Annotated in this window: 16 protein-coding genes; 6 read left to right on the forward strand and 10 right to left on the reverse strand. The window is 50.5% G+C overall.

Features of this window, described 5'->3' with window-relative positions; all coding sequences use genetic code 11:
• Positions 1-3: 3 nt before the first annotated feature.
• A complete protein-coding gene (locus A0W33_RS10275) occupies positions 4-1,740 on the reverse strand; it encodes a peptidase domain-containing ABC transporter (RefSeq protein ID WP_068838057.1) in 1,737 nt (578 codons plus the stop codon).
• 10 nt (positions 1,741-1,750) lie between these two features.
• A complete protein-coding gene (locus tag A0W33_RS10280) occupies positions 1,751-2,434 on the reverse strand; it encodes a TetR/AcrR family transcriptional regulator (protein ID WP_068838058.1) in 684 nt (227 codons plus the stop codon).
• A gap of 355 nt (positions 2,435-2,789) precedes the next feature.
• On the opposite strand from A0W33_RS10280, the gene A0W33_RS10285 reads away from it, so the two are divergent.
• Positions 2,790-4,055 (forward strand): DEAD/DEAH box helicase, encoded by a 1,266-nt coding sequence (locus A0W33_RS10285; RefSeq protein ID WP_068840059.1) that lies wholly within the window; start codon positions 2,790-2,792, stop codon positions 4,053-4,055.
• Between the two features lie 101 nt (positions 4,056-4,156).
• On the opposite strand, the gene A0W33_RS10290 is transcribed toward A0W33_RS10285, so the two are convergent.
• From A0W33_RS10290 to A0W33_RS10305, 4 genes are all read right to left on the reverse strand, one after another.
• A complete protein-coding gene (locus tag A0W33_RS10290; RefSeq protein ID WP_068838059.1) occupies positions 4,157-4,639 on the reverse strand; it encodes a hypothetical protein in 483 nt (160 codons plus the stop codon).
• Between the two features lie 90 nt (positions 4,640-4,729).
• A complete protein-coding gene (locus A0W33_RS10295; protein ID WP_068838060.1) occupies positions 4,730-5,257 on the reverse strand; it encodes a dihydrofolate reductase family protein in 528 nt (175 codons plus the stop codon).
• A gap of 21 nt (positions 5,258-5,278) precedes the next feature.
• Positions 5,279-5,956: an energy transducer TonB gene (locus A0W33_RS10300; RefSeq protein ID WP_068838061.1), complete on the reverse strand. Its 678-nt coding sequence runs from the start codon at positions 5,954-5,956 to the stop codon at positions 5,279-5,281.
• Between the two features lie 86 nt (positions 5,957-6,042).
• A complete protein-coding gene (locus A0W33_RS10305; RefSeq protein WP_068838062.1) occupies positions 6,043-6,447 on the reverse strand; it encodes a thiol-disulfide oxidoreductase DCC family protein in 405 nt (134 codons plus the stop codon).
• Between the two features lie 340 nt (positions 6,448-6,787).
• Between A0W33_RS10305 and A0W33_RS10310 the strand changes: the two genes are divergently transcribed.
• The gene (locus tag A0W33_RS10310) at positions 6,788-7,183 is read left to right on the forward strand and encodes a hypothetical protein (protein ID WP_068838063.1); all 396 of its coding nucleotides are present in this window, start codon (positions 6,788-6,790) and stop codon (positions 7,181-7,183) included.
• A gap of 127 nt (positions 7,184-7,310) precedes the next feature.
• Here the strand turns inward: A0W33_RS10310 and A0W33_RS10315 are convergent, their stop codons facing one another.
• Both A0W33_RS10315 and A0W33_RS10320 read right to left on the reverse strand, forming a co-directional pair.
• Entirely contained in the window at positions 7,311-7,667 is a 357-nt protein-coding gene (locus tag A0W33_RS10315; protein ID WP_068838064.1) for a c-type cytochrome, read from the reverse strand.
• Between the two features lie 4 nt (positions 7,668-7,671).
• Positions 7,672-9,123: a PQQ-dependent sugar dehydrogenase gene (locus tag A0W33_RS10320; RefSeq protein ID WP_068838065.1), complete on the reverse strand. Its 1,452-nt coding sequence runs from the start codon at positions 9,121-9,123 to the stop codon at positions 7,672-7,674.
• Between the two features lie 75 nt (positions 9,124-9,198).
• Here A0W33_RS10320 and A0W33_RS10325 point away from each other — a divergent pair, with 75 nt between their 5' ends.
• A complete protein-coding gene (locus A0W33_RS10325; protein WP_068838066.1) occupies positions 9,199-9,534 on the forward strand; it encodes a DUF2752 domain-containing protein in 336 nt (111 codons plus the stop codon).
• A 99-nt stretch (positions 9,535-9,633) separates the two neighbouring features.
• Positions 9,634-9,987 carry a TM2 domain-containing protein gene (locus A0W33_RS10330; RefSeq protein ID WP_068838067.1) on the forward strand — a complete coding sequence of 118 codons (354 nt, stop codon included), beginning with the start codon at positions 9,634-9,636 and terminating at the stop codon, positions 9,985-9,987.
• On the opposite strand, the gene A0W33_RS10335 is transcribed toward A0W33_RS10330, so the two are convergent.
• Together A0W33_RS10335 and A0W33_RS10340 are read right to left on the reverse strand one after the other, a co-directional pair.
• The gene (locus A0W33_RS10335; protein WP_068838068.1) at positions 9,988-11,943 is read right to left on the reverse strand and encodes a M1 family aminopeptidase; all 1,956 of its coding nucleotides are present in this window, start codon (positions 11,941-11,943) and stop codon (positions 9,988-9,990) included.
• A gap of 221 nt (positions 11,944-12,164) precedes the next feature.
• Positions 12,165-13,049, reverse strand: coding sequence for a TraB/GumN family protein (locus tag A0W33_RS10340; RefSeq protein ID WP_082815195.1), 885 nt, complete (start codon positions 13,047-13,049; stop codon positions 12,165-12,167).
• 139 nt (positions 13,050-13,188) lie between these two features.
• Between A0W33_RS10340 and A0W33_RS10345 the strand changes: the two genes are divergently transcribed.
• Together A0W33_RS10345 and A0W33_RS10350 are read left to right on the forward strand one after the other, a co-directional pair.
• Positions 13,189-14,010 carry an MOSC domain-containing protein gene (locus A0W33_RS10345; protein WP_308428469.1) on the forward strand — a complete coding sequence of 274 codons (822 nt, stop codon included), beginning with the start codon at positions 13,189-13,191 and terminating at the stop codon, positions 14,008-14,010.
• Positions 14,011-15,109: 1,099 nt separating this feature from the next.
• The gene (locus tag A0W33_RS10350) at positions 15,110-18,358 is read left to right on the forward strand and encodes a SusC/RagA family TonB-linked outer membrane protein (protein ID WP_068838069.1); all 3,249 of its coding nucleotides are present in this window, start codon (positions 15,110-15,112) and stop codon (positions 18,356-18,358) included.
• Positions 18,359-18,364 lie beyond the last annotated feature (6 nt).

Genomic DNA, 18,364 nt, shown 5'->3' on the forward strand with positions numbered 1-18,364 from the left:
TTCCTAAGCTGTTACTTCTGTTAATTCTCTCAATAATTCATGCCGGCTAATTTGCTCAAAATTGCCGGAGGCCACGAGTTTACCGTCCTGCATCAGTAGGGTTTGGTCGCAAAGCTTCATCACGTCATGGTCGTTCGAGACAATGAGCATGCTCCATTCAAATTCCTGACTTGTGAGCGTACGCATCATGTGTATCTTTTCTTTTTTACTCATACCTACCCAGAAGTCATCAATAATAAGCAGCTTAGGGCGCCTTGCCAGGCTCCGGGCCATCACTATTTTGCGGGCAATGCTACCCGGCAGGCGCTGGCTTCCGCCCACAAGGTACGTTTGCAGCCCCTCCGGAAGTTCGTGTACAAATTCATTCAGGCCAACCAGCTTTATAGCCCAGAGCACGTCATTAAGGGGCAATTGGCGGCCTAGGGTGATGTTTTCGATCAAGGTGCCGTCAAATACCTGTTCTGTCGAGATGTTGTCGCCGATAAGGCTGCGCAAGCTGCCGATGTGCAGGTCGCGGAGGGATACATCGCTGTAGACAATGCTGCCTTCATACGACGGGTAAAGCCCCAGCAGCAGGCTTATAAGCGTGCTTTTGCCCGAATTGTTGTAGCCTGCCAGGCACACGCGCTCCGATGGCTTTATGCTAAAGCTGATGTTGTCGATTACCAGCTTTTTAGTGTCGGGATGGCGGTAACGCAGGTGGCGCACCTGTATGCCCAGTCCACCGTCTAGCGGAAGCTCTTCCAGTCTTGTGCCCTTCACATCTTCGATAGGCAAGTCTGTTACCATGCCTATTTTGTCCAGGCTTGTCAGCACGTCATACACCGTATCCAGTTTTATGATGATCTTCTCCACGGCATTCATGATAAGAATGATAATGATCTCGGAGGCGACAAACTGCCCGATATTGATCTCCCGCTGCACCACCAGAATACAGCCCAGCACCAGCAAGCCACCCGTGATAAAGGTCTTAAAGCCAACGAAGCTGAGGTACTGGGTCATGAGCACGCTAAAGTGCTCCTTCCTCACTTTTAGATATTTACTTACATAACCGTCGGTGCGCTCCATGGGCAGGTTGGTGTGGCCCACCAGCTTAAAGGTGCTCAGGGAGCGGGCCATCTCCTCCAGCCAGGCTACCAGTTTATACTTGTACTTCGATTCTTCCAGGCTCGTTTCCACCCCTTTTTTGCCTGTCAGCCAGATAATGGTTACAAGCACGACGATCAGTATCACGCCCAAAAAGATAAAGTATGGGTGATAGAGCGACAGCAGGATCAACCCGAACACAATCTGGATAACGGCGGTGGAGAAATCCAACAGTATTTTGGCCAGCCCCTTTTGCAGCGACACCACATCAAAAAAACGGTTCATCAACTCGGGCGGGTAATACTTTGTCAGCGACTCGGCCTGCAGGCGCGGGATGCGGTAAGCAAAATCGAAGGCGGTTCGGGCAAAGATGCGCTGCTGCAGGTACTCCACCAGCCACAACTGCATCACCTGCAAACCACCCACTAGCAGCAGGGCCAGCACGATCAAACAGATCAGCACCACCACCGACACGGGAATCTGGCCGCTGGACACGAAGCCGATAATGCTCTGTATGCCCAGGGGCAGTGCCAGACTGATTAAGCCAGCCGCGACAGCATACACATAGAGGTAGGTGATTTCACGTTTCTCTACAGACAGCAGGTGCAGGAAACGCTGCATTGGCGTGATTTTATTTTTGGAGGAGGCACTCATAAAATATTGATTACTGGTGGTCTATTGCGGAAAAGATCAGGTGCTTCAGGAATGCATAGGTCTCTGCCTCGGCATGCTGATGCCCATGAATGTTGGTGAGCGTGGGAAGATGCTGCGCAAAAAACAGCTGCTGGTGCGCCGCCTCCAACACCGTGCTCGTTAGGGCGTGCGGGTAGGGGTAGGTGGGGTTTACCTGCAGCACGATCTGGGCCACATGCTTGCAAAGCCGCTTGTACTCCAGAAAATAGCCTTCCTTGTTGTCTGCATCCACTTCTTTGGTCAGGTATACTTTAGAGGCTTCCACAATTACAATGCGGTGCAGCGCTCTCTCGTCGACGTGTGTGGTGGCGGGATCGTTCTGGTTAGAGCTGCTGATAACCTGCAGCACGCGGTGCAGGCGCTCGCGCGGGTCCTGTATGTTGTTCGTCTCAAAGGTAACGCGGTAATCTACCCAGGCCCAGTACCAGGAAACCAGGTACACCAGTAGCTTGTGCTTGTTCTCGAAATAGCGGTAAATGGATGCCTCGGTAGAGCCTATCTCGGCAGCGAGCTTTTTGAACGTGAAATGCTCAAAGCCCAGTGCATCAATCAACTTTATACTTTCGGAGATGATTTTCCGGCCTAACTCGGTACCCTCAGGTTCCCGGAGGTAAGACTTATGGTTTAAGGAAATTCTAATGCCCGTTGCCAACATTATGCCTGTTTGTTTCTTGAAAATAATAGCGACTGCCTGTTTAAGTGCTGCAAAGATATACTTGCTTTTGCTTATAATAGTATTACTATCATAAATGTTTCGGGAACTGCTACTTTTTTTTTAAAAAGCGCTATATGCTCAAAAATGACACCTTTCTACTGCTGTCTAATGTTTATTCCTGTAAAGTAGAGGGCTGGGATAGGAGTTAATTTGAATCTGAGATGCAGAATGGGCGTGGGGATAGCCGGGATTTTAACCTCACACGTTAGGCAGCACCACATTTCAACAAATCCCCGTACCTTTGCAGGCTGGCTTCGCCGTAAGTATAGGCAGAGCCATTGTAAACACCAGCAGCATGAAGTTTGAAGATTACCGCATTTCCGACGAGATAAAGAACAGCCTCGACAAGCTGGGCTTCCGGAAACCTACCGATATCCAGTTCAAGGCTATTCCACCCATTATGAAGGGGGAGGATGTGCTCGCTATTGCGCAGACCGGCACGGGCAAAACCGCTGCCTTCGCTATTCCCATCATCGACAGGCTGCAGTACGGCAAAAACCGCAAGCGGAACGACGGGATTAAGTGCGTGGTGATGGTGCCGACGCGTGAACTGGCGCTGCAGATCACTGAGGTCTTCAACCAGATTGGCCGTGGTACCCGCGTATCAACTTTCTGCGTGTTTGGCGGGGTAGAGCAGGGGCCGCAGATCGCGAAGCTGGAGGCAGGCATCGATATACTGGTAGCCACACCTGGCCGCCTGTTTGACCTGGTAAGCCAGGGTTATATTCAGCTGCACCGCATTGAGGTGCTGGTGCTCGACGAGGCTGACCACATGCTGGACCTCGGCTTTATCCACGATATCCGCCAACTGATCACGAAACTACCCTACAAGCGCCAGACGCTGTTTTTCTCGGCCACCATTAACGAAAAGATTAAGGAGCTGGCCTACTCGCTGGTGAACAAGCCGGTGCGCATCCAGATATCCCCGAAAGACCCCGTTGCCAAAAACGTGGACCACTCGGTGATGTACGTAAGTATGGATGACAAGCGCTTCTTTCTGGAGCGTGTGGTGAAGGAGAACCCTGATAAAAAGATACTGGCCTTTGTGCGCACCAAAGTACGCGCCGAGCGTGTGGTAGCGGCCATGGAGCGCGTAGGCATCGAGGCGATTAGCATACACGGGGGCAAAGAGCAGAAAGACCGCCTGGAGGTAATGCGCAAGTTTAAGAAAGGCGAGGTAAAGCTGCTGGTCGCGACGGATGTGAGTGCCCGCGGCATTGATATCCCAGCCGTAGAATACGTGGTGAACTACGATTTGCCGGAGCAGCCCGAGAACTACGTGCACCGCGTGGGCCGTACGGGCCGTGCCGAGGCAAAAGGCATCGCCGTGAGCTTTTGCGCGCCGGAAGAGAAGCCGATTCTCGATGAGATCCAAACCTACCTGACCAAAGACATCAAGGTGCTGGAGCTTGACAAGGAAGATTACGAAGCCACCATCGATTTCAGCCCGGAGGCCAAGTATGACTGGAAGGCGCTGATGAAAGAGGCGGAGGAAAGCGAGGAGAAGGTAAAGGCTGCCAAATCCAAGAAGGCAAAAGCCAAGGCAAAAAAGAAGAAATAGTAATACAGGGGCTATAAAAGCAAAGGCCAGTGCGGACAACAGATCTGCACTGGCCTTTCTTGTTTAATTCAGCTGAAGGTCGCTGCTGTTTATGATGCTTTCTATACTTTGTTGCTGGCCTTCACCTGCTCCAGCAGCCGCTCTATCCATAAAATCAGGAACAGGGCTACCAGGTTGATGCCAATGAACTTCTCACCCATGTCGGCGCCTGCCTGAAACTCGAAAGAGGAGAGTGCCACCCGAAACTTAAATACCCAGGAGCCGATCATGTCAAAGCCAAAGCCAATGCGCAGCCCCGACACATACTGGAAGCCAAACGCCCCGAAGGTAAAGTATACCACCTGCAACACCTGGTTGATGAGCGAAACAACCAAACCGCGTTGCGCGTTGCGGAGCAGCATGCGGCCGCAAAGTATGGAGAAAACGAAGAGGCCTACCGCAAAGAAGGTAATGCGCAGCGCCGGCTGATCAATCATCACCTGGCCCTGGAAAAGCACCCAGGCCGTGAGCAGAATACCCAATACTCCTCCCGCTACCTGGTAAATGGCTAGTGCCTTTAACTGCTTGTGAACGTGCTGCGCCATACTTTAACGATGCTGATTGTGCCTGTAAATGTGCCGCAAAGGTAGCAAAATAACGGTGGCAAAATGGTGGAAGGCAAGTATGGAAGCGGGTTACTTTGCCAGTGTCAGCTGTACGAAGCCGTTGGCAAAAGATTTGCTCTGGCTTACCTGAAGGTGCTTTTCCTGCGTGCCTTGGGCGAACAGCGAAATGCCGTTGCCAAGTATAATCGGGACATACGTGAGCACGATTTCATCGATCAGCCCGGCGTTCAGGAGCAGCGTGTTGAGCTGGCCGCCGCCAATGAGCCAGATATCCTGCCCTGCCTGCTGCTTCAGCTGCTTTACAAAATCCGCTGGGTTTTCCTGCACAAACTTTACATGCTCAGTGTCAGGGAGCTGGCTGCGGCTGAAAACGTAGTTGGTTTTGTCGGGGTAGGGGAAGGGCATGTCGAAGCCAAGGATGACTTTGTAGGTGCTGTGCCCCATCAGGGTGGTATCAATAGCGGCAAGCAAGGCGCTGTAACCGTAGTCTTCCCCCGCTATCGCATACCGTTCGTCGTGCAGCCAGGTGGTATCGCCATCAGGCTTGGCAATATAGCCATCTAAGCTGGCGGCTATGTAAAGGATAACCTTCCTCATAAATACAAAGGCATCGGTGCTTTACTTCCTTCCGTTGGCAATGACAAATCTAACGGGTATGTAGACGATCGATGCCACAGACTTGCCGCCTACTACAGCTGGTGTCCAATCATCGGGGAGGAGCTGCACGACGCGAAGCGCCTCTGCGTCCAGAAGGGGTGTAACAGAAGTGGTCACCTGCTCGCTTACCAGCTCTCCATCTTCGGTTACCACAGCGCATATTACTACAGTTCCTGATTGGTTATTACGCTGTGCCACGGCCGGGAAGCGGGCGTTTTGCCCTATCCAACCATACATGCGGGGGTTGCCGCCGAAGAACAAGGGTTTGGAATCAACCTTGGTTGTAACAAACTGCTCGCCTGTATATACCGGTATGTCGAACGAGCCGGTATCAGGCTGCAGGTATGTTATAGTGCTGTTGTCGAAATTATAGGTATGGTCTGGCTGGCCTTTAAAGTCGTAAAAGGTCCAGGTGCCCGACATGCGCCCCATCGTATAGGAGCCCTTGGCGCTCCAGGCGCGCCCTTTGATGCTGTAGGGACCGTGCTTGATGGTTCCGTCGCTTCGCAGCACATGAAACTCCTCTACAGAGTCGAGTGCCTTATTTTCCTTTTTCACGAGAGCAGGTTCTGCCGGGGTTTGCGCAAGTGCCGCAAAGGGAAGCCACAGCAGGAGCAGCAGCAGGTTAAATTTGTTCATAGGAGCTATTGTAGAATGTGTCTACAATATACTTTAAATTATACAAGTTTAAGCCTTTTGCTAAAATTATATAATAAAGTTTGAATTTAGCTTTTAGCGAACAGTAGGAGCTTTGTCAGCTTGTAAAAGGAGTTCCTATTGTCGGCTACTAAACGGTAGCTGCGCTCGGCTATTTTATCTGCCAGGGGCAAGTGGTGGTAAAGCCAGTTCCAGGTACCGCTGTACCCGCTGATCTTCAGCAACACGGCCACAGCCTCTGCACCGCGCAGGCGCTGGCCATACCTGGTTATCAGGTAAACGGATTTCCTGAATTGCTTTCTGCTGATGCCGTAAAACTCCTCCGGCACCTCCTGAAACGGCACGTAAGTTACCTGGTCCTTTGTCAGGCGTTGCCAGCGGCTTATCCAAAACTTACAGAAACTGCAATCGCCGTCGTACACAACAATTGGTTTAGCGGGTGCTGCTGTGAGGTGTGGTGTCTTGTCTGTCATAAAAATATTTGTTTGTCCTGAAGTAGTACCTGAGCCTAAATCCTTCGGTGGCTGCCTTAGGCATTTACAGCAAGATGCGGTATGCGTGTTTATACTTTCTTCAGGTGTATTGGTTGGCCGCGGGAGCGGGTTTAGCCCGAAAAGGAAGGTTGGCATAATGCTGTGGAAATAGTCTACAACCTGTAGAATAAAAGACCAGGTTGCCAGAACAATCTACACATTCATCTTGTTGTGTTATGTGTATAAATGGTTAATTAACAGGTATTTGTAAAATAATATAGGTTTGGCACGATTCTGTTACTATGGGAGGAGAACAAAGATCAAAGCAAAACATTAACCTATGAAAAAAGTAACAGTTTTCGCAGCAGCGATAGCCATACTAGGATTAACTTCTCTTGATGCCAACGCACAGACGCAGACAGAGAAGAAAACACAAGCTCAAACGCAAACACAGCAAGACCAGCAAACGCAAACACAAGGTCAGCAGCAGGCTGAACAGGTAAAGCAGGATGGACGCGAACTGGTAAAGCAGGATCAGCTTCCGGAAGGTGTGCAGAACGCGCTGAAGAGCGATGTGTATAAAGACTGGACAGTAGGTGAAATCTACAAAGTAGCGCCAGCAGCAGGTGCTCCGAATGCCGAAGTGGTGTACGAAGTAAGAATGACTAACGCACAAGGCCAGGCCGGTGTGGTTAGAATGAATGAGAAAGGCGGAGCCGCCTCAACCGAAGAATAACTGTAAACGTCATATAGTAAGCCGAAAAAAGCCTCACCTTGTGGGGCTTTTTTTTGCGCCATACTTTTGGGAGTGCTGCCGGAAAAGCTATTTCTGGCAGCACTCTTATATCTAGCTCAGGCGGGTATCACCCCTCTTCTCTTTTAGCTTTCTTCAAAGCCTTCAGGTAGGCAACCAGGTCATCCAGTTCCCCGTCAGAGATAACGTTCTCTTTAAAAGCAGGCATAATGCCCACGCCGTTTCGGATTTGAAAGCGCATCAGGAAGCCGGGCAGCGGTTTGTTGTTGATGGCTGGCGCCAGGCCTGCGGTTCCACCAGGGTGGCACTTCTGGCAATACTCCATATACACCACCTCACCCTGTGCCACGGCCGGGTTCTCGGTGCTTAGCGGCGCAAACATGGGAACGCCACGGCGGGCAGTGCCGCAGTAGCTCAGCGAGAGTAGCAGAAACAGGGTAGCGGAAAGTATAAATAGTCGTTTCATCGTCTTAGCTTTTAGTGATTTTCCAGATTACGCCCGTCTTAACCTGCGGCTCTGCGCCTTTTTCTGTCATTTTAACCACGCCGAAGTCCACAATGTACATGCTTTGGCCATCTGGTGAGAACTTTACACTCACCGGCCGCTCCAGCCCACCCGTTTTAAGTTTGGAGGCGGGCGCTACTTTCTTGCCTTTGTTGGCGGCAAAATCAGTTACCACACCGTTCTCCACGTTTACGCGCACCACTTTATACCCTACCGGGGCTAAAACTTTGCCCACTTCCGGTGCCATGTCGCCGAACTGCGCCACGAACACCTCTCCCTGGTAGCCGAAGGCATTGGATCTGGAAAAATCGAGGCCATTGGAGGAGGAGTGCACGCCCAGATCAGCGGTTGGCTTGGGCGGCTGGTTCGGGTGCTGCGCCAGCAGGACTTGCGGGGCTTTCTTGTCAGGTGCCTCAAACCGGTCGCCGTTCATGGCCAGGCCGCCTGCAAAGTCGGGCCAGCCGTACCAGGTATCCGGCTGCACTTTCCAGAGGTAATCAGCCGTGCCCCAGATAGGGCGGCTGCCCCGCACGTCAAAGCTGTTTTCGCTGATGTACAGTTGCCCGTTAGGCGCGAAGGCCAGGCCATATGGGTTCCGGAAGCCCCAGGCCACCAGTTCCAGTTGCCCGCCTTCCGGCGTAATGCGCATCACAGCCCCGGAGCAGGGAATGCTGCCTTTAATCACTTCCCCCTCCCTGGTCGGGGTGCCATAAGGTACGTAAGCGCCTGTGGTTTGCACGCCGCTCTTGCTTTCCAGCGGAATCGTGCTGGTGTAGTTGAGGCCTTTTAATACAATGTCACGGCAGGGAATGTCGTGGAAGTCCGGAAACCGCTTGAGCCAGCCGTAGTCGTAATTATCTGGCCCAACCACGGCGGAGTTGGTTGCGGTGCCCAAGCCAAAGTATAAATTGCCATCGGGGCCGATCACGGGGCCGTTAGTATGGTGGTCGCCCATGGTGGGGAGGTTCTCGACGAGAGGTGTTATACTTCCTTCCGGCGAAATACGCAGGATCTTACCACCCTCCAGTTCGCCGCCTTCCCCTACAAAAAAGTTGCCGTTATGGAAAGTGACGCCGGTCCAGGGCCCGTTCCGTTGTCCGGTGGCCACAGTGGCAACAGTACCGTTCGGCTCCACGCGCAGTAGCTTTGGCTCCAGGAACACCTCCCCATACGAGTACCCCGACTCCACCACATAAAGTTGCCCCTGCGCATCAAACGCCACGCCGGTAGGGAAAGTAAGGCCGGTAGCCACTACCTCAGCCTTGTAGCCTTCCGGCAGGGCAATGTCACCTGGGTCTGTGGGCCGTATATCGGTGCGAATGTCGCCCTGGCCGCCTCCATCGGAAGGCAGCAGGTGGAAACATCCACTTAAAAGGAGGAGCAGGAGGAGGGGCAGTGGCCTGTAAATGTTTTTCATAGCTTTTGATTTCCAGAATATTATCCTACATTATGACGTAATCGTTCTGTACGGGGGCACTAATGCAAGGTTAACATGGAAAAGGTGCAGGTTGTTTTGGGCTACGGCCGCTTGCTGCAGGCAAGGCTTCCGTTGGAGGTGGTGCTGTGGCTGGCAGGTCTTTCGGTTCTGGCTTTGATGGACCCTGAAAAGGAGCACTTGCTTAGCTTTTGCCCCTTTAGCTGGGTGCTGGAAAGCGGGTGCCCCGGCTGCGGACTGGGCCATGCGATAGCCTTTCTGGCGCGGGGGGAGTGGGAGGCGTCCTGGCAGGCGCATCCCTTGGCGGTGCCGGCGGTGCTGTTGCTACTAGGGCGCTGTGGCAGGTTGCTGCTGTTTAACCGAAGGCACAACAGGCGCAGTTACGACAGCTGATCCAGGCTTCTGCCCGGGCAGCGGCTGTGGAAGTGCGGGTCTAAGTATGGGCCTGGGTAAACGTAAATAGATTTTATTCACCAACTATAACCCATACGTATGGCAAGCATACTACACCTGATGCCGGACCTGGAGCCGGACGAAATGAGCTACATCCAATCGCTGGTGCAAAACATGAGCGAAGATGAAGGGCGCCAGTTTGCAAACATTTACCGGCCCCGCCGCCGTGAACCGATGCTGGTGCTGCTCACTACCGTGGTGGGTTTTTTCGGGGTTGCCGGTATTCAGCGCTTTATTGTGGGGCAGATCGGGCTAGGCCTGCTATACTTCTTTACCGCAGGCCTATGCTTTATAGGCACCATTGTAGATTTGATCAACCACAAGCGCCTTGCCTATGAATACAATGTGAAAGAGGCGGATAAGGTAGTTATGATGATGCGCTACGGGCGCTAGTTATTTTGTCCTGATCCGGATAAAACTGCTGCGGAAATGCTGCTGCCCGTCTGTGAGGTGCAGCAAATACCAGCCGCCGCTAAGGCTGCTTACATCCAGTTGTGCCCGGTAGGAAGGCGCCATTGAAAGCTGCCGGACTGTTCTGCCTGCCGCATCATAGATGAAGGCGGTGTTGGGCTGAAAGGAAAGGTTGGCAACGTGCACTTCTGAAGTATAAACCGGGTTCGGAAACAGCACGGCATTGGCGGGCGCGGGTATCTCGAGCGCGGTATTCTGTACAACCTGCTCTGTTACCTGCAGCAGCCAGTTGTTCGGATCTACAAGTATGTCCAAAATCGGCGCATCCGCCTGTACCAGGTGCTCAGTTACAGGTTGCTCCTGCGTTAGCCTGTACACAATGGTGTCGTTGGCTGTAACGATACCGTACTCCACATCAGAACGGAAGAAGGGAGTGGTGGCGCTAGTGGTTTGGGTGGATCGGATTACGGCCTGGCCGTTTTCCTGGTTCCACTCTACTGCGTAGATCGGGTAGCCTTCGCCACTGTACCACTGGTCGAAGAAGTAATCAAGGTCTTTGCCAGAAACCTCCTCCATTACCAGTTGCAGATCGGAAGTGCGTGCGGTGCCGCCGCCGAAGCGCTGCTGGTACTCGCGCAGGGCCTGGAAGAAAAGCGCATCGTTGTTCAGCTCGAAGCGCAGCATATGCACCACGCTGGCTCCTTTTTTATAAGTAAGGCGGTAGTCAAAAATGCGGGATACACGGGTGGTGTCTTCCACTTTTAAACTTCCCTGGGGCCGCTGCAGGGCAAAGGTGTGCGCATCCTTTAACCAATTTTCTGCTGCCGTTTCGCTGTAGGGCTTCAGGGCCAGGTACTCGGCATAGGACGCAAAGCCTTCGTTCAGCCAGATATCCTGCCAACTGGCGCAGGTTACGTTGTCGCCAAACCACTGGTGGGCCAGTTCGTGCGCCGTCAAAGTGAAGGTGAACGTACTTTGTGTCGTCATCGTTTGGTGCTCCATGCCGCCACCCATGGGTGCCATGCTGTGGCCATACTTCTCCTTGTAAAAAGGGTACAGCCCAAACTGCGCGGAGAATTGCTCCAGAAAGCCAGCGGTGCGGTCAATTTCCTGTTTGTACCTCTCCAAAGCGCCTCCGCGGTACACGTAGTTTACAATGGGCACGGGAGCAGGCGCGTCGGGTAGGTTTGCTACCTGCACATACTCCTCGTAATCCGACACAGCCACCGACACCAGGTAATAATCAATCGGGTAGCGCGATTTCCACTCATGGCGCTTTCTGCCGTCGGGCAAATCCACCACCCGCGTCAGCAGGCCGTTGGAGCCAACTTTGTTCTCGGCAGCGGTGGTTACGAAAACGTGTACGGAATCGGCCTTATCGGTGAGTACCTGCTTGGTGGGCCACCATTCGTAGGCGGCATAGGGCTCGCTCAGGCTCCAGGTTACAGAATTCCCCCACTGTGGCTCCCGGGCCGTGCTGAAGCCGTTGCCGATGGCTGCGTTGTTTCCGGAGGGTGCCGTGCCCTTGTAGTAAATAACGGCCCTTACCAGTTGTGCCGCTGCCACCGGCACAGCAAGAGGCACGGCTACTTCCACACCTGCACGGTTTATACTTGCCTGGCGCTGCCCGTTCACCACCACCGAGTCTATCTGGAAGTTGGGGTGCAGCTCAAAGGCAAAAACGTTTAGCGGCTGCCTTGCCCTAGCTTGCAGCGTCACGTTTCCGGCAACGTAGCGGCTGTCGCGCTCCAATTGCAGGTCCAGTTTGTAGAAGGTCATGTCGTACTGGTTCATGAGCCGCTGGTGTTCGGGTGTTGCCACTGCCTCGCGTTGAGTTGCCTGCAGGCGGCTTTCTGCACAGGTTGCCAGTTCCTGCGCAAAAGTGCAGGTATAACTAAAAAGCAGGCAAAGCAGAAGGGGTGGCAGGAAACGGGTCATGTTTTATACAGAGGATAGTATGAAGGTGGAAGTGGTTATACGTTACTTAGGTGAACAGAGAGCTCATTTATAAAGAGTAAGTATAACAAGTAACAGTCAACTTAAGGCCTTGTTATACTTCATCCGGTGGTAAGTTGCTGCACTCTCATACGTACGCTAAAACAAGTATGGCAGGCATCGCCTTTGCGGTGCCTGCCATACTTGTCAACAATAGAAAAGGTTTACTTCGTGACCGGTGTTACCTTGTATCCCTGCTTGCGCAGCAACGCCACCACACCGTTCTCGCCGGATAAGTGGCCGGCACCCACGGCAAAGAAGGTTGCTTTCTGCTTGGCCATTCGCTCCATTATCGGAATCCAGCTCTTGTTGCGCTGCACCAGGAACACCTCATTGAATTTCTTATAGTCTTCTTCGGAGTAATCGCGCTTCATCAGGTTCTCCAGGCCCTGCAGGTCCTGGGCCAGGTACAGCTCCACCAGTTTGTCGTAATCGGCTTTTGCCTGCGGAATGTCCTGCACCATGCGCACCAGCATGTCGGCGTACATGTCGTTCGGCAATTTGTCCACAGCGGCCATCTGCTGCTGCACTGTCTCAATGCCCACTACCTCTTTCTTCTGGCTGTGCGCTATCTCCATCAGCCGCTGCTCATAAGATTCAGGCGTGCACTCCGTCAGCTTCGCCATCACCATGGTCTGCAGCATAAACGGCTTCATGCCGTCCAGCAGTTTTATATCAATGCCGTAGTTAGCGGTAAAATAGTCCGACAGCACCTTATACTCTTCAGCCTCGAACAGCGCCTGCAGCGACTGCCCCTCTGGCAGTTTGGCGTACTGCATCATCTCGCCCATCATGTTTGGGTCATCCATGTCCAGCTCCAGCGTAAGCTGTTCTGTTTGCTTTACCTTCTCCTGCAGTAGATCGGATAGCACCAGCTTGTCCGGGCACACAGCATGGATGGTGCCGTAGAGATAGGACGGGCTTTTCAGGCCTTTGCCTGATATTTGCCAGAGAAGGGCGTTTATGTCTTTCCCGCCCCCAGCTAAGGCAGGTAGGGCTTGCAGCAGCAGTAGTGCCAGCGCCAGTACAAAGTGTTGTTTTCTGTTCATCGTGAAGGTTGGTTTATAGAATGCAAGCTACTATTTTGAGCTGATTAAGAATCATAAATTTTGGTACAAGCTTCAAAAAGGTGATTCGCCCTGTTTTAATATATTTGCACGTACACCCAATTCCTAATCGATGCGCCATATGCCAGAAATGCACCTATCCGAAATTTACATTTACCCTATCAAATCGTTGGGCGGCATTAGCGTGCAGCAGGCGGAGGTGGAGGACCGGGGCCTGAAATACGATCGCCGCTGGATGCTGGTAGATGAAGCCGGGAAATTCCTGACGCAGCGACAGCACGCGCAAATGGCTTTGCTGCAGGTGGCGCTGCAGGATGATGGCCTGCTGGTGACACACAAGCAAGACCTGCTGAAGCCCTTGTTTATCCCCTTCGAAGCGAAAGAAGGCAGCGGCCGGGAAGTGGAGGTGACAGTATGGGGGGACACGGTGAAGGCCCTGGAGGTAAACGGGAACACCAGTGCCTGGTTTACAGATGCCTTGGGAATGCCCGCCCGCCTGGTGCGCATGCTGGAACACTCAAAGCGACTGGTTGATCCCGAGTATGCCGCACAGGGGGAGTTGGTGAGCTTTGCCGATGATTTTCCCTTTCTACTGATAGGACAGGCCTCGCTGGATGACCTGAACAGCCGCCTGAAAGAAGAGCAGGTGCCCATGAACCGCTTCCGTCCTAATTTCGTGTTTGTGGGTGGCCAGCCATTTGAGGAAGATACCTGGGGCCACTTCAACATTGGCTCGCTTCCCTTCTATGGGGCAAAACCCAGTGCCCGGTGTGTGGTAACTACTATCAACCAGGATACCAGCGAGAAAGGGCAGGAGCCGCTGCGCACCCTCTCTACCTATCGTCTGAAGAACAACAAAGTTATGTTCGGCCAAAACCTGCTCCATAGCGCCAACGGCCAGGTGGCGGTTGGAGATTCCATCCACATCCATTCCCGGCACTAAGTATTGCAGCCATAACAGGTGCTTTTAAAGCCGCAGGAGTAGGAGTCAGGCCTCTTGGCTGACCTGGGCGCTCTTATAGTATATAGTATAGTATGGTTGAATTTGCGGGCAACTATACCTTTGCTTGTTATGCTGTTGCTTTACATCTTGTAGCATGTACCGCAGCAGGCTTCGTGAACCTGATGTTATTCTCTGTGTCAAAAGTAAAGGCCTTGCCGGATGGCTTAATGTGCATAGAGAGCTTGAAGTTCACATAAAGCGGATGGAGTAGTCTTTTGATCAACAGTAGCACCACTTTGCTGCTGACCGGAAAATCCTAGAATCTGAACACGGTAACAACAGGCAGGTAACAGTGCTTGTATTCGTGTCTTAAGCTTTATGTCTGCCACAACGCAAGTATAACTTCTAGAGAAGGAAACTATCAGGCATGATAACAAGGGGTGTATGTTGTTCTGAGAGGTGTTAAAGGGCTTCCCTCTTATTTCCTTTAAACCTTAACTGCTTAAGCTTGAAGAGGTAAAGCTTATAGTTGGAGTTTTAAGTGCTATTTTCATAATAAGAAAAAAAAGTATGCTTGCCTGTTAAGTATAACTTTTCCTCCCGAAAGCCGCTAAGGCGAACCTTGTTTTCAAAACATAGGATACCTGTTGCTAGGTCGTTCGAAGCAGTCTTTCTTTAGTAGTAAATAACATAGCCTGTTTGACTGCATCATATCAACTAGTATCAATATTAAACTATCTTTATTATTGGAAATGTATTGTTTGTTGAGCTTGTTTTACGACGCATAATCAAATGCAAGTAAAGAATTTACTATTCCTGATGAATCGTTGGCCCTGAAAAATGATATGTTATCAAGTATAAACTGAACCTTTAGTATAAACATAACTGCAGCGGCACGTGGTAACATCTGCTATAGCGGCAAGCGGGTAATCGCAAAGTTTGGTTTTGAATGGATGTTGGAACATTTTGGTTTTGCCGTGAATTATGTACTGTAACATAGGGTTTAATTTTTCAGCAGGAGTTTTTCTTTTAGTTGCATTTAGTTATATTTGGTTTTACAACACAATTCTAACCAAATATTCATCTTAAAATCAATTTTATGAAAAGACTGCTACTACTCAGTTTTGCCCTAGTCTTTGCGCTGCTTCAGCAGGTGCAGGCTCAGAGCAGAACGGTAACGGGTACAGTGACAGACGCATCGAGTGGGCAAGGACTACCTGGGGTGACTGTACTAGTAAAAGGAACTCAGGTTGGCACAGCAACAGGAGTTAACGGAGGTTACTCTGTGAATGTGCCGGAAGGCAGTAACACGCTTGTTTTTAGCTACATCGGCTACAAGAACGTGGAGCGTGCTATTGGCAATTCTTCAACAGTAAACGTATCACTGGCTATTGACCAGGAGCAACTTCAGGAAGTTGTTGTAGTGGGGTATTCTACATCAACAAAGGAGTCTTTCACTGGTACGGCAAAAGTTGTAAGTGGAGAGAAGCTGGAAGACAAGAACGTTTCAAACGTTTCTCAGGCGTTGGCAGGTGAGGTTGCAGGTGTTCGTGTAATCAACACCAGTGGCCAGCCAGGTACTGAAGCAACTATCCGTATCCGTGGTATCGGTTCCGTAAATGGTAACCGTGCGCCACTTTATGTAGTTGACGGTGTTCCATTTGTAGGTAGCCTTAACTCTATCAACCCAGCTGACATCGAGTCTACTACTGTGTTGAAGGATGCTGCTGCGACAGCTATTTATGGTTCAAGAGGTGCAAACGGTGTGGTTCTGATCACTACTAAGAGCGGTAGAGGCAAAAAGTCATATATCGAAGTGGATGCTAACCTTGGTACTAACATGCAGTTACTGCCACGCTACGAGACAATCAAGTCACCAGAGCAGTACATTGGTCTGAGCTGGGAAGCTTTATTCAATCAGCGAAGAGCAATTAACAACGCAGACAATAACCCTGCAAACGATGTTGATCCTGTAGCTTTCGCGAACGAAAGACTATTCTCTACTTCAGGAATTTCTCCAGGCTATAACCTGTGGAATGTTGCAAACGGTGCAGAACTGATCGACCCGGAAACCAGAATGGTTAGAGAAGGGGTGACAAGAAAGTATGATCCGGAGAACTGGGAAGATTATGGTTTCCAGAACTCAGCACGAAAAGAAGTGAATGTTAAGTTTGGTGGATCAAATGACCAGACAAGCTACTATACTTCATTCGGTTACCTGAACGACGTTGGCTACCTGATCAACTCTGATTATGAGCGTCTGACTGCCCGTTTAAACGTAAGACAGGAAATTACAGAGTGGTTAACAGGTGGTGTGAACTTCGCTTATGCTAGGTCTGAAACAAATAGAAACGGACAGAGCTCTGACTCAGGAAGCATTTTCTGGTTCTCTGATAACATTCCTTCTATCTATCCACTGTACCAGAGAGATGCCGAAGGCAACCTGATCACAGACCCTATCTTTGGTGGAAACCAGTTTGACTATGGCGAAAGAACAGGATTCTCCCGTGCTTTTGGTGGTCTTACAAACGCAATCGCTGATGCAACATACGATGTAAACAGAGACAAGCGTAACGAATTGAATGGTAGCGCAAACCTGGATATAACAATTTTTGAAGGCTTGACTTTCGAAAACCGTTTGGGTGCCCAGTACTACCAGAACAATTACATCAACAGAGGAAATAAGTACTACGGTGGTTCAGCATCACAGAACGGTAGCATCTTCCTGGCAAGAACAGAGCTGTTTAACTACAACTTGTTGAACTTGCTGCGTTACAGCAAAAACTTTGGTGAGCACAGCTTAGAAGTTCTTGCTGCGCATGAGGCAACCGACTGGAGCAGAAGCTATTTGTCTGCTTCTGCCTATAACCTGGTAGACCCAAACATTCTAGAGATTGGAAACGCTGTAGTAACAAACCCTTCTAACTCTTACACAGAAGAGTATGCACTGGAGAGTTATTTCGCACAGGCTAACTACGATCTGGATAAGAAATACTTCTTGTCAGCAACTATCAGAAGAGACGGCTCTTCAAGATTCCGCGAAGATAAGTGGGGTACTTTCGGTTCAGTAGGTGCAGCCTGGTTAATCTCCAGCGAAGACTTTATGAACAGCCAGTCGCTCTTCAATTCTTTGAAACTAAAAGCTAGTTATGGTTTGATTGGTGATCAGGCAGGTGTAGGTTTCTATCCTGGATACGACCTGTTCGATGTAGATAACCTGAACGATAACCCGGCTTTCGCCTTTGATACAAAAGGTAACCCTGATCTGACTTGGGAAACTTCTAAGATGTTCCAGACTGGTATCGAGTTTGAAGTTCTGAACAGCCGTATTCTAGGAAGTATAGATTACTATGTAAAGAACACAGATGACCTGATCTTCGACGTAAGAGTTGCTCCATCTTTGGGTTATGCTATCCTTACTCAGAACGCAGGTAGCTTGAGAAACAGAGGTTTAGAATTTGATTTCACAGGTAATGCGTTTGAAGGCAAGGACTATCGTTTGAGCCTGAACGTAAACGGCGAAATCTTCAGCAACGAGATTACGAGCATGCCAATAGACCCGGCAACTAATCGTCCGAAGGCTATTGACGTTCAGTCTCCATACGGTTGGTCAGAAGGACATTCAGTTTATGACTTCTACATGAGAGAGTGGGCTGGTGTATCTTACAATGGACTATCAATGTGGAATGTTTACTACAATGATGCCAATGGTAACGATATAGTTGACGAAGGTGAAGGAATCACTAGCTTAACAGATTATCTGGCTAATAACCCAGAGATAAGCGAAGGTGATCTTAAAAGATCTACAACTACAGCATACGCAAATGCAACACAGAAATATGTAGGCAAGTCTGCAATTCCGGATGTAAGAGGCGCGTTTAATATCGGTGCTGGCTACAAAGGGTTTGACCTAAATGTTCAGATGCTGTACAGCCTTGGTGGATATGCATATGATTACACTTATGCAGGACTGATGAGCAACACTAACATTGGTGGTAACAACTGGCACGTTGACATTCTTGACAGATGGCAGCAGCAGGGTGATGTGACAAACGTTCCGCGCCTGTCAAACAACAGAGATGCAAACGTAAGCTCAGTTTCTACCCGTTTCCTGACTAAAGCTGATTACTTGGTACTGAACAATGTGCGTCTTAGCTACACAGTTCCTGCAACTTACACAAGCAAAATCGGTGTAGGCGGATTATCTGTATGGGTATCTGGCGATAACCTGTGGTTAAAAACAAAGCGTGACGGCTTCAACCCTTCTACTGCAGAAGCAGGTAGCTCTAACACATACCGTTACTCACCACTTTCTACTGTAACAGCAGGTTTAAGAATCAAAATTTAATTAACG

Source organism: Pontibacter akesuensis (assembly GCF_001611675.1).
Classification (GTDB): domain Bacteria; phylum Bacteroidota; class Bacteroidia; order Cytophagales; family Hymenobacteraceae; genus Pontibacter; species Pontibacter akesuensis.

Excerpts from the sequence above, each read along its gene's own strand:
- A0W33_RS10300 (WP_068838061.1), bottom strand. The coding sequence starts at position 5,956 with ATGAACAAATTTAACCTGCTGCTGCTCCTGCTGTGGCTTCCCTTTGCG.
- A0W33_RS10325 (WP_068838066.1), top strand. The coding sequence starts at position 9,199 with ATGGAAAAGGTGCAGGTTGTTTTGGGCTACGGCCGCTTGCTGCAGGCA.
- A0W33_RS10280 (WP_068838058.1), bottom strand. The coding sequence starts at position 2,434 with ATGTTGGCAACGGGCATTAGAATTTCCTTAAACCATAAGTCTTACCTC.
- A0W33_RS10340 (WP_082815195.1), bottom strand. The coding sequence starts at position 13,049 with ATGAACAGAAAACAACACTTTGTACTGGCGCTGGCACTACTGCTGCTG.
- A0W33_RS10320 (WP_068838065.1), bottom strand. The coding sequence starts at position 9,123 with ATGAAAAACATTTACAGGCCACTGCCCCTCCTCCTGCTCCTCCTTTTA.
- A0W33_RS10295 (WP_068838060.1), bottom strand. The coding sequence starts at position 5,257 with ATGAGGAAGGTTATCCTTTACATAGCCGCCAGCTTAGATGGCTATATT.
- A0W33_RS10350 (WP_068838069.1), top strand. The coding sequence starts at position 15,110 with ATGAAAAGACTGCTACTACTCAGTTTTGCCCTAGTCTTTGCGCTGCTT.
- A0W33_RS10285 (WP_068840059.1), top strand. The coding sequence starts at position 2,790 with ATGAAGTTTGAAGATTACCGCATTTCCGACGAGATAAAGAACAGCCTC.
- A0W33_RS10315 (WP_068838064.1), bottom strand. The coding sequence starts at position 7,667 with ATGAAACGACTATTTATACTTTCCGCTACCCTGTTTCTGCTACTCTCG.
- A0W33_RS10275 (WP_068838057.1), bottom strand. The coding sequence starts at position 1,740 with ATGAGTGCCTCCTCCAAAAATAAAATCACGCCAATGCAGCGTTTCCTG.
- A0W33_RS10310 (WP_068838063.1), top strand. The coding sequence starts at position 6,788 with ATGAAAAAAGTAACAGTTTTCGCAGCAGCGATAGCCATACTAGGATTA.
- A0W33_RS10290 (WP_068838059.1), bottom strand. The coding sequence starts at position 4,639 with ATGGCGCAGCACGTTCACAAGCAGTTAAAGGCACTAGCCATTTACCAG.
- A0W33_RS10335 (WP_068838068.1), bottom strand. The coding sequence starts at position 11,943 with ATGACCCGTTTCCTGCCACCCCTTCTGCTTTGCCTGCTTTTTAGTTAT.
- A0W33_RS10305 (WP_068838062.1), bottom strand. The coding sequence starts at position 6,447 with ATGACAGACAAGACACCACACCTCACAGCAGCACCCGCTAAACCAATT.
- A0W33_RS10345 (WP_308428469.1), top strand. The coding sequence starts at position 13,189 with ATGCCAGAAATGCACCTATCCGAAATTTACATTTACCCTATCAAATCG.
- A0W33_RS10330 (WP_068838067.1), top strand. The coding sequence starts at position 9,634 with ATGGCAAGCATACTACACCTGATGCCGGACCTGGAGCCGGACGAAATG.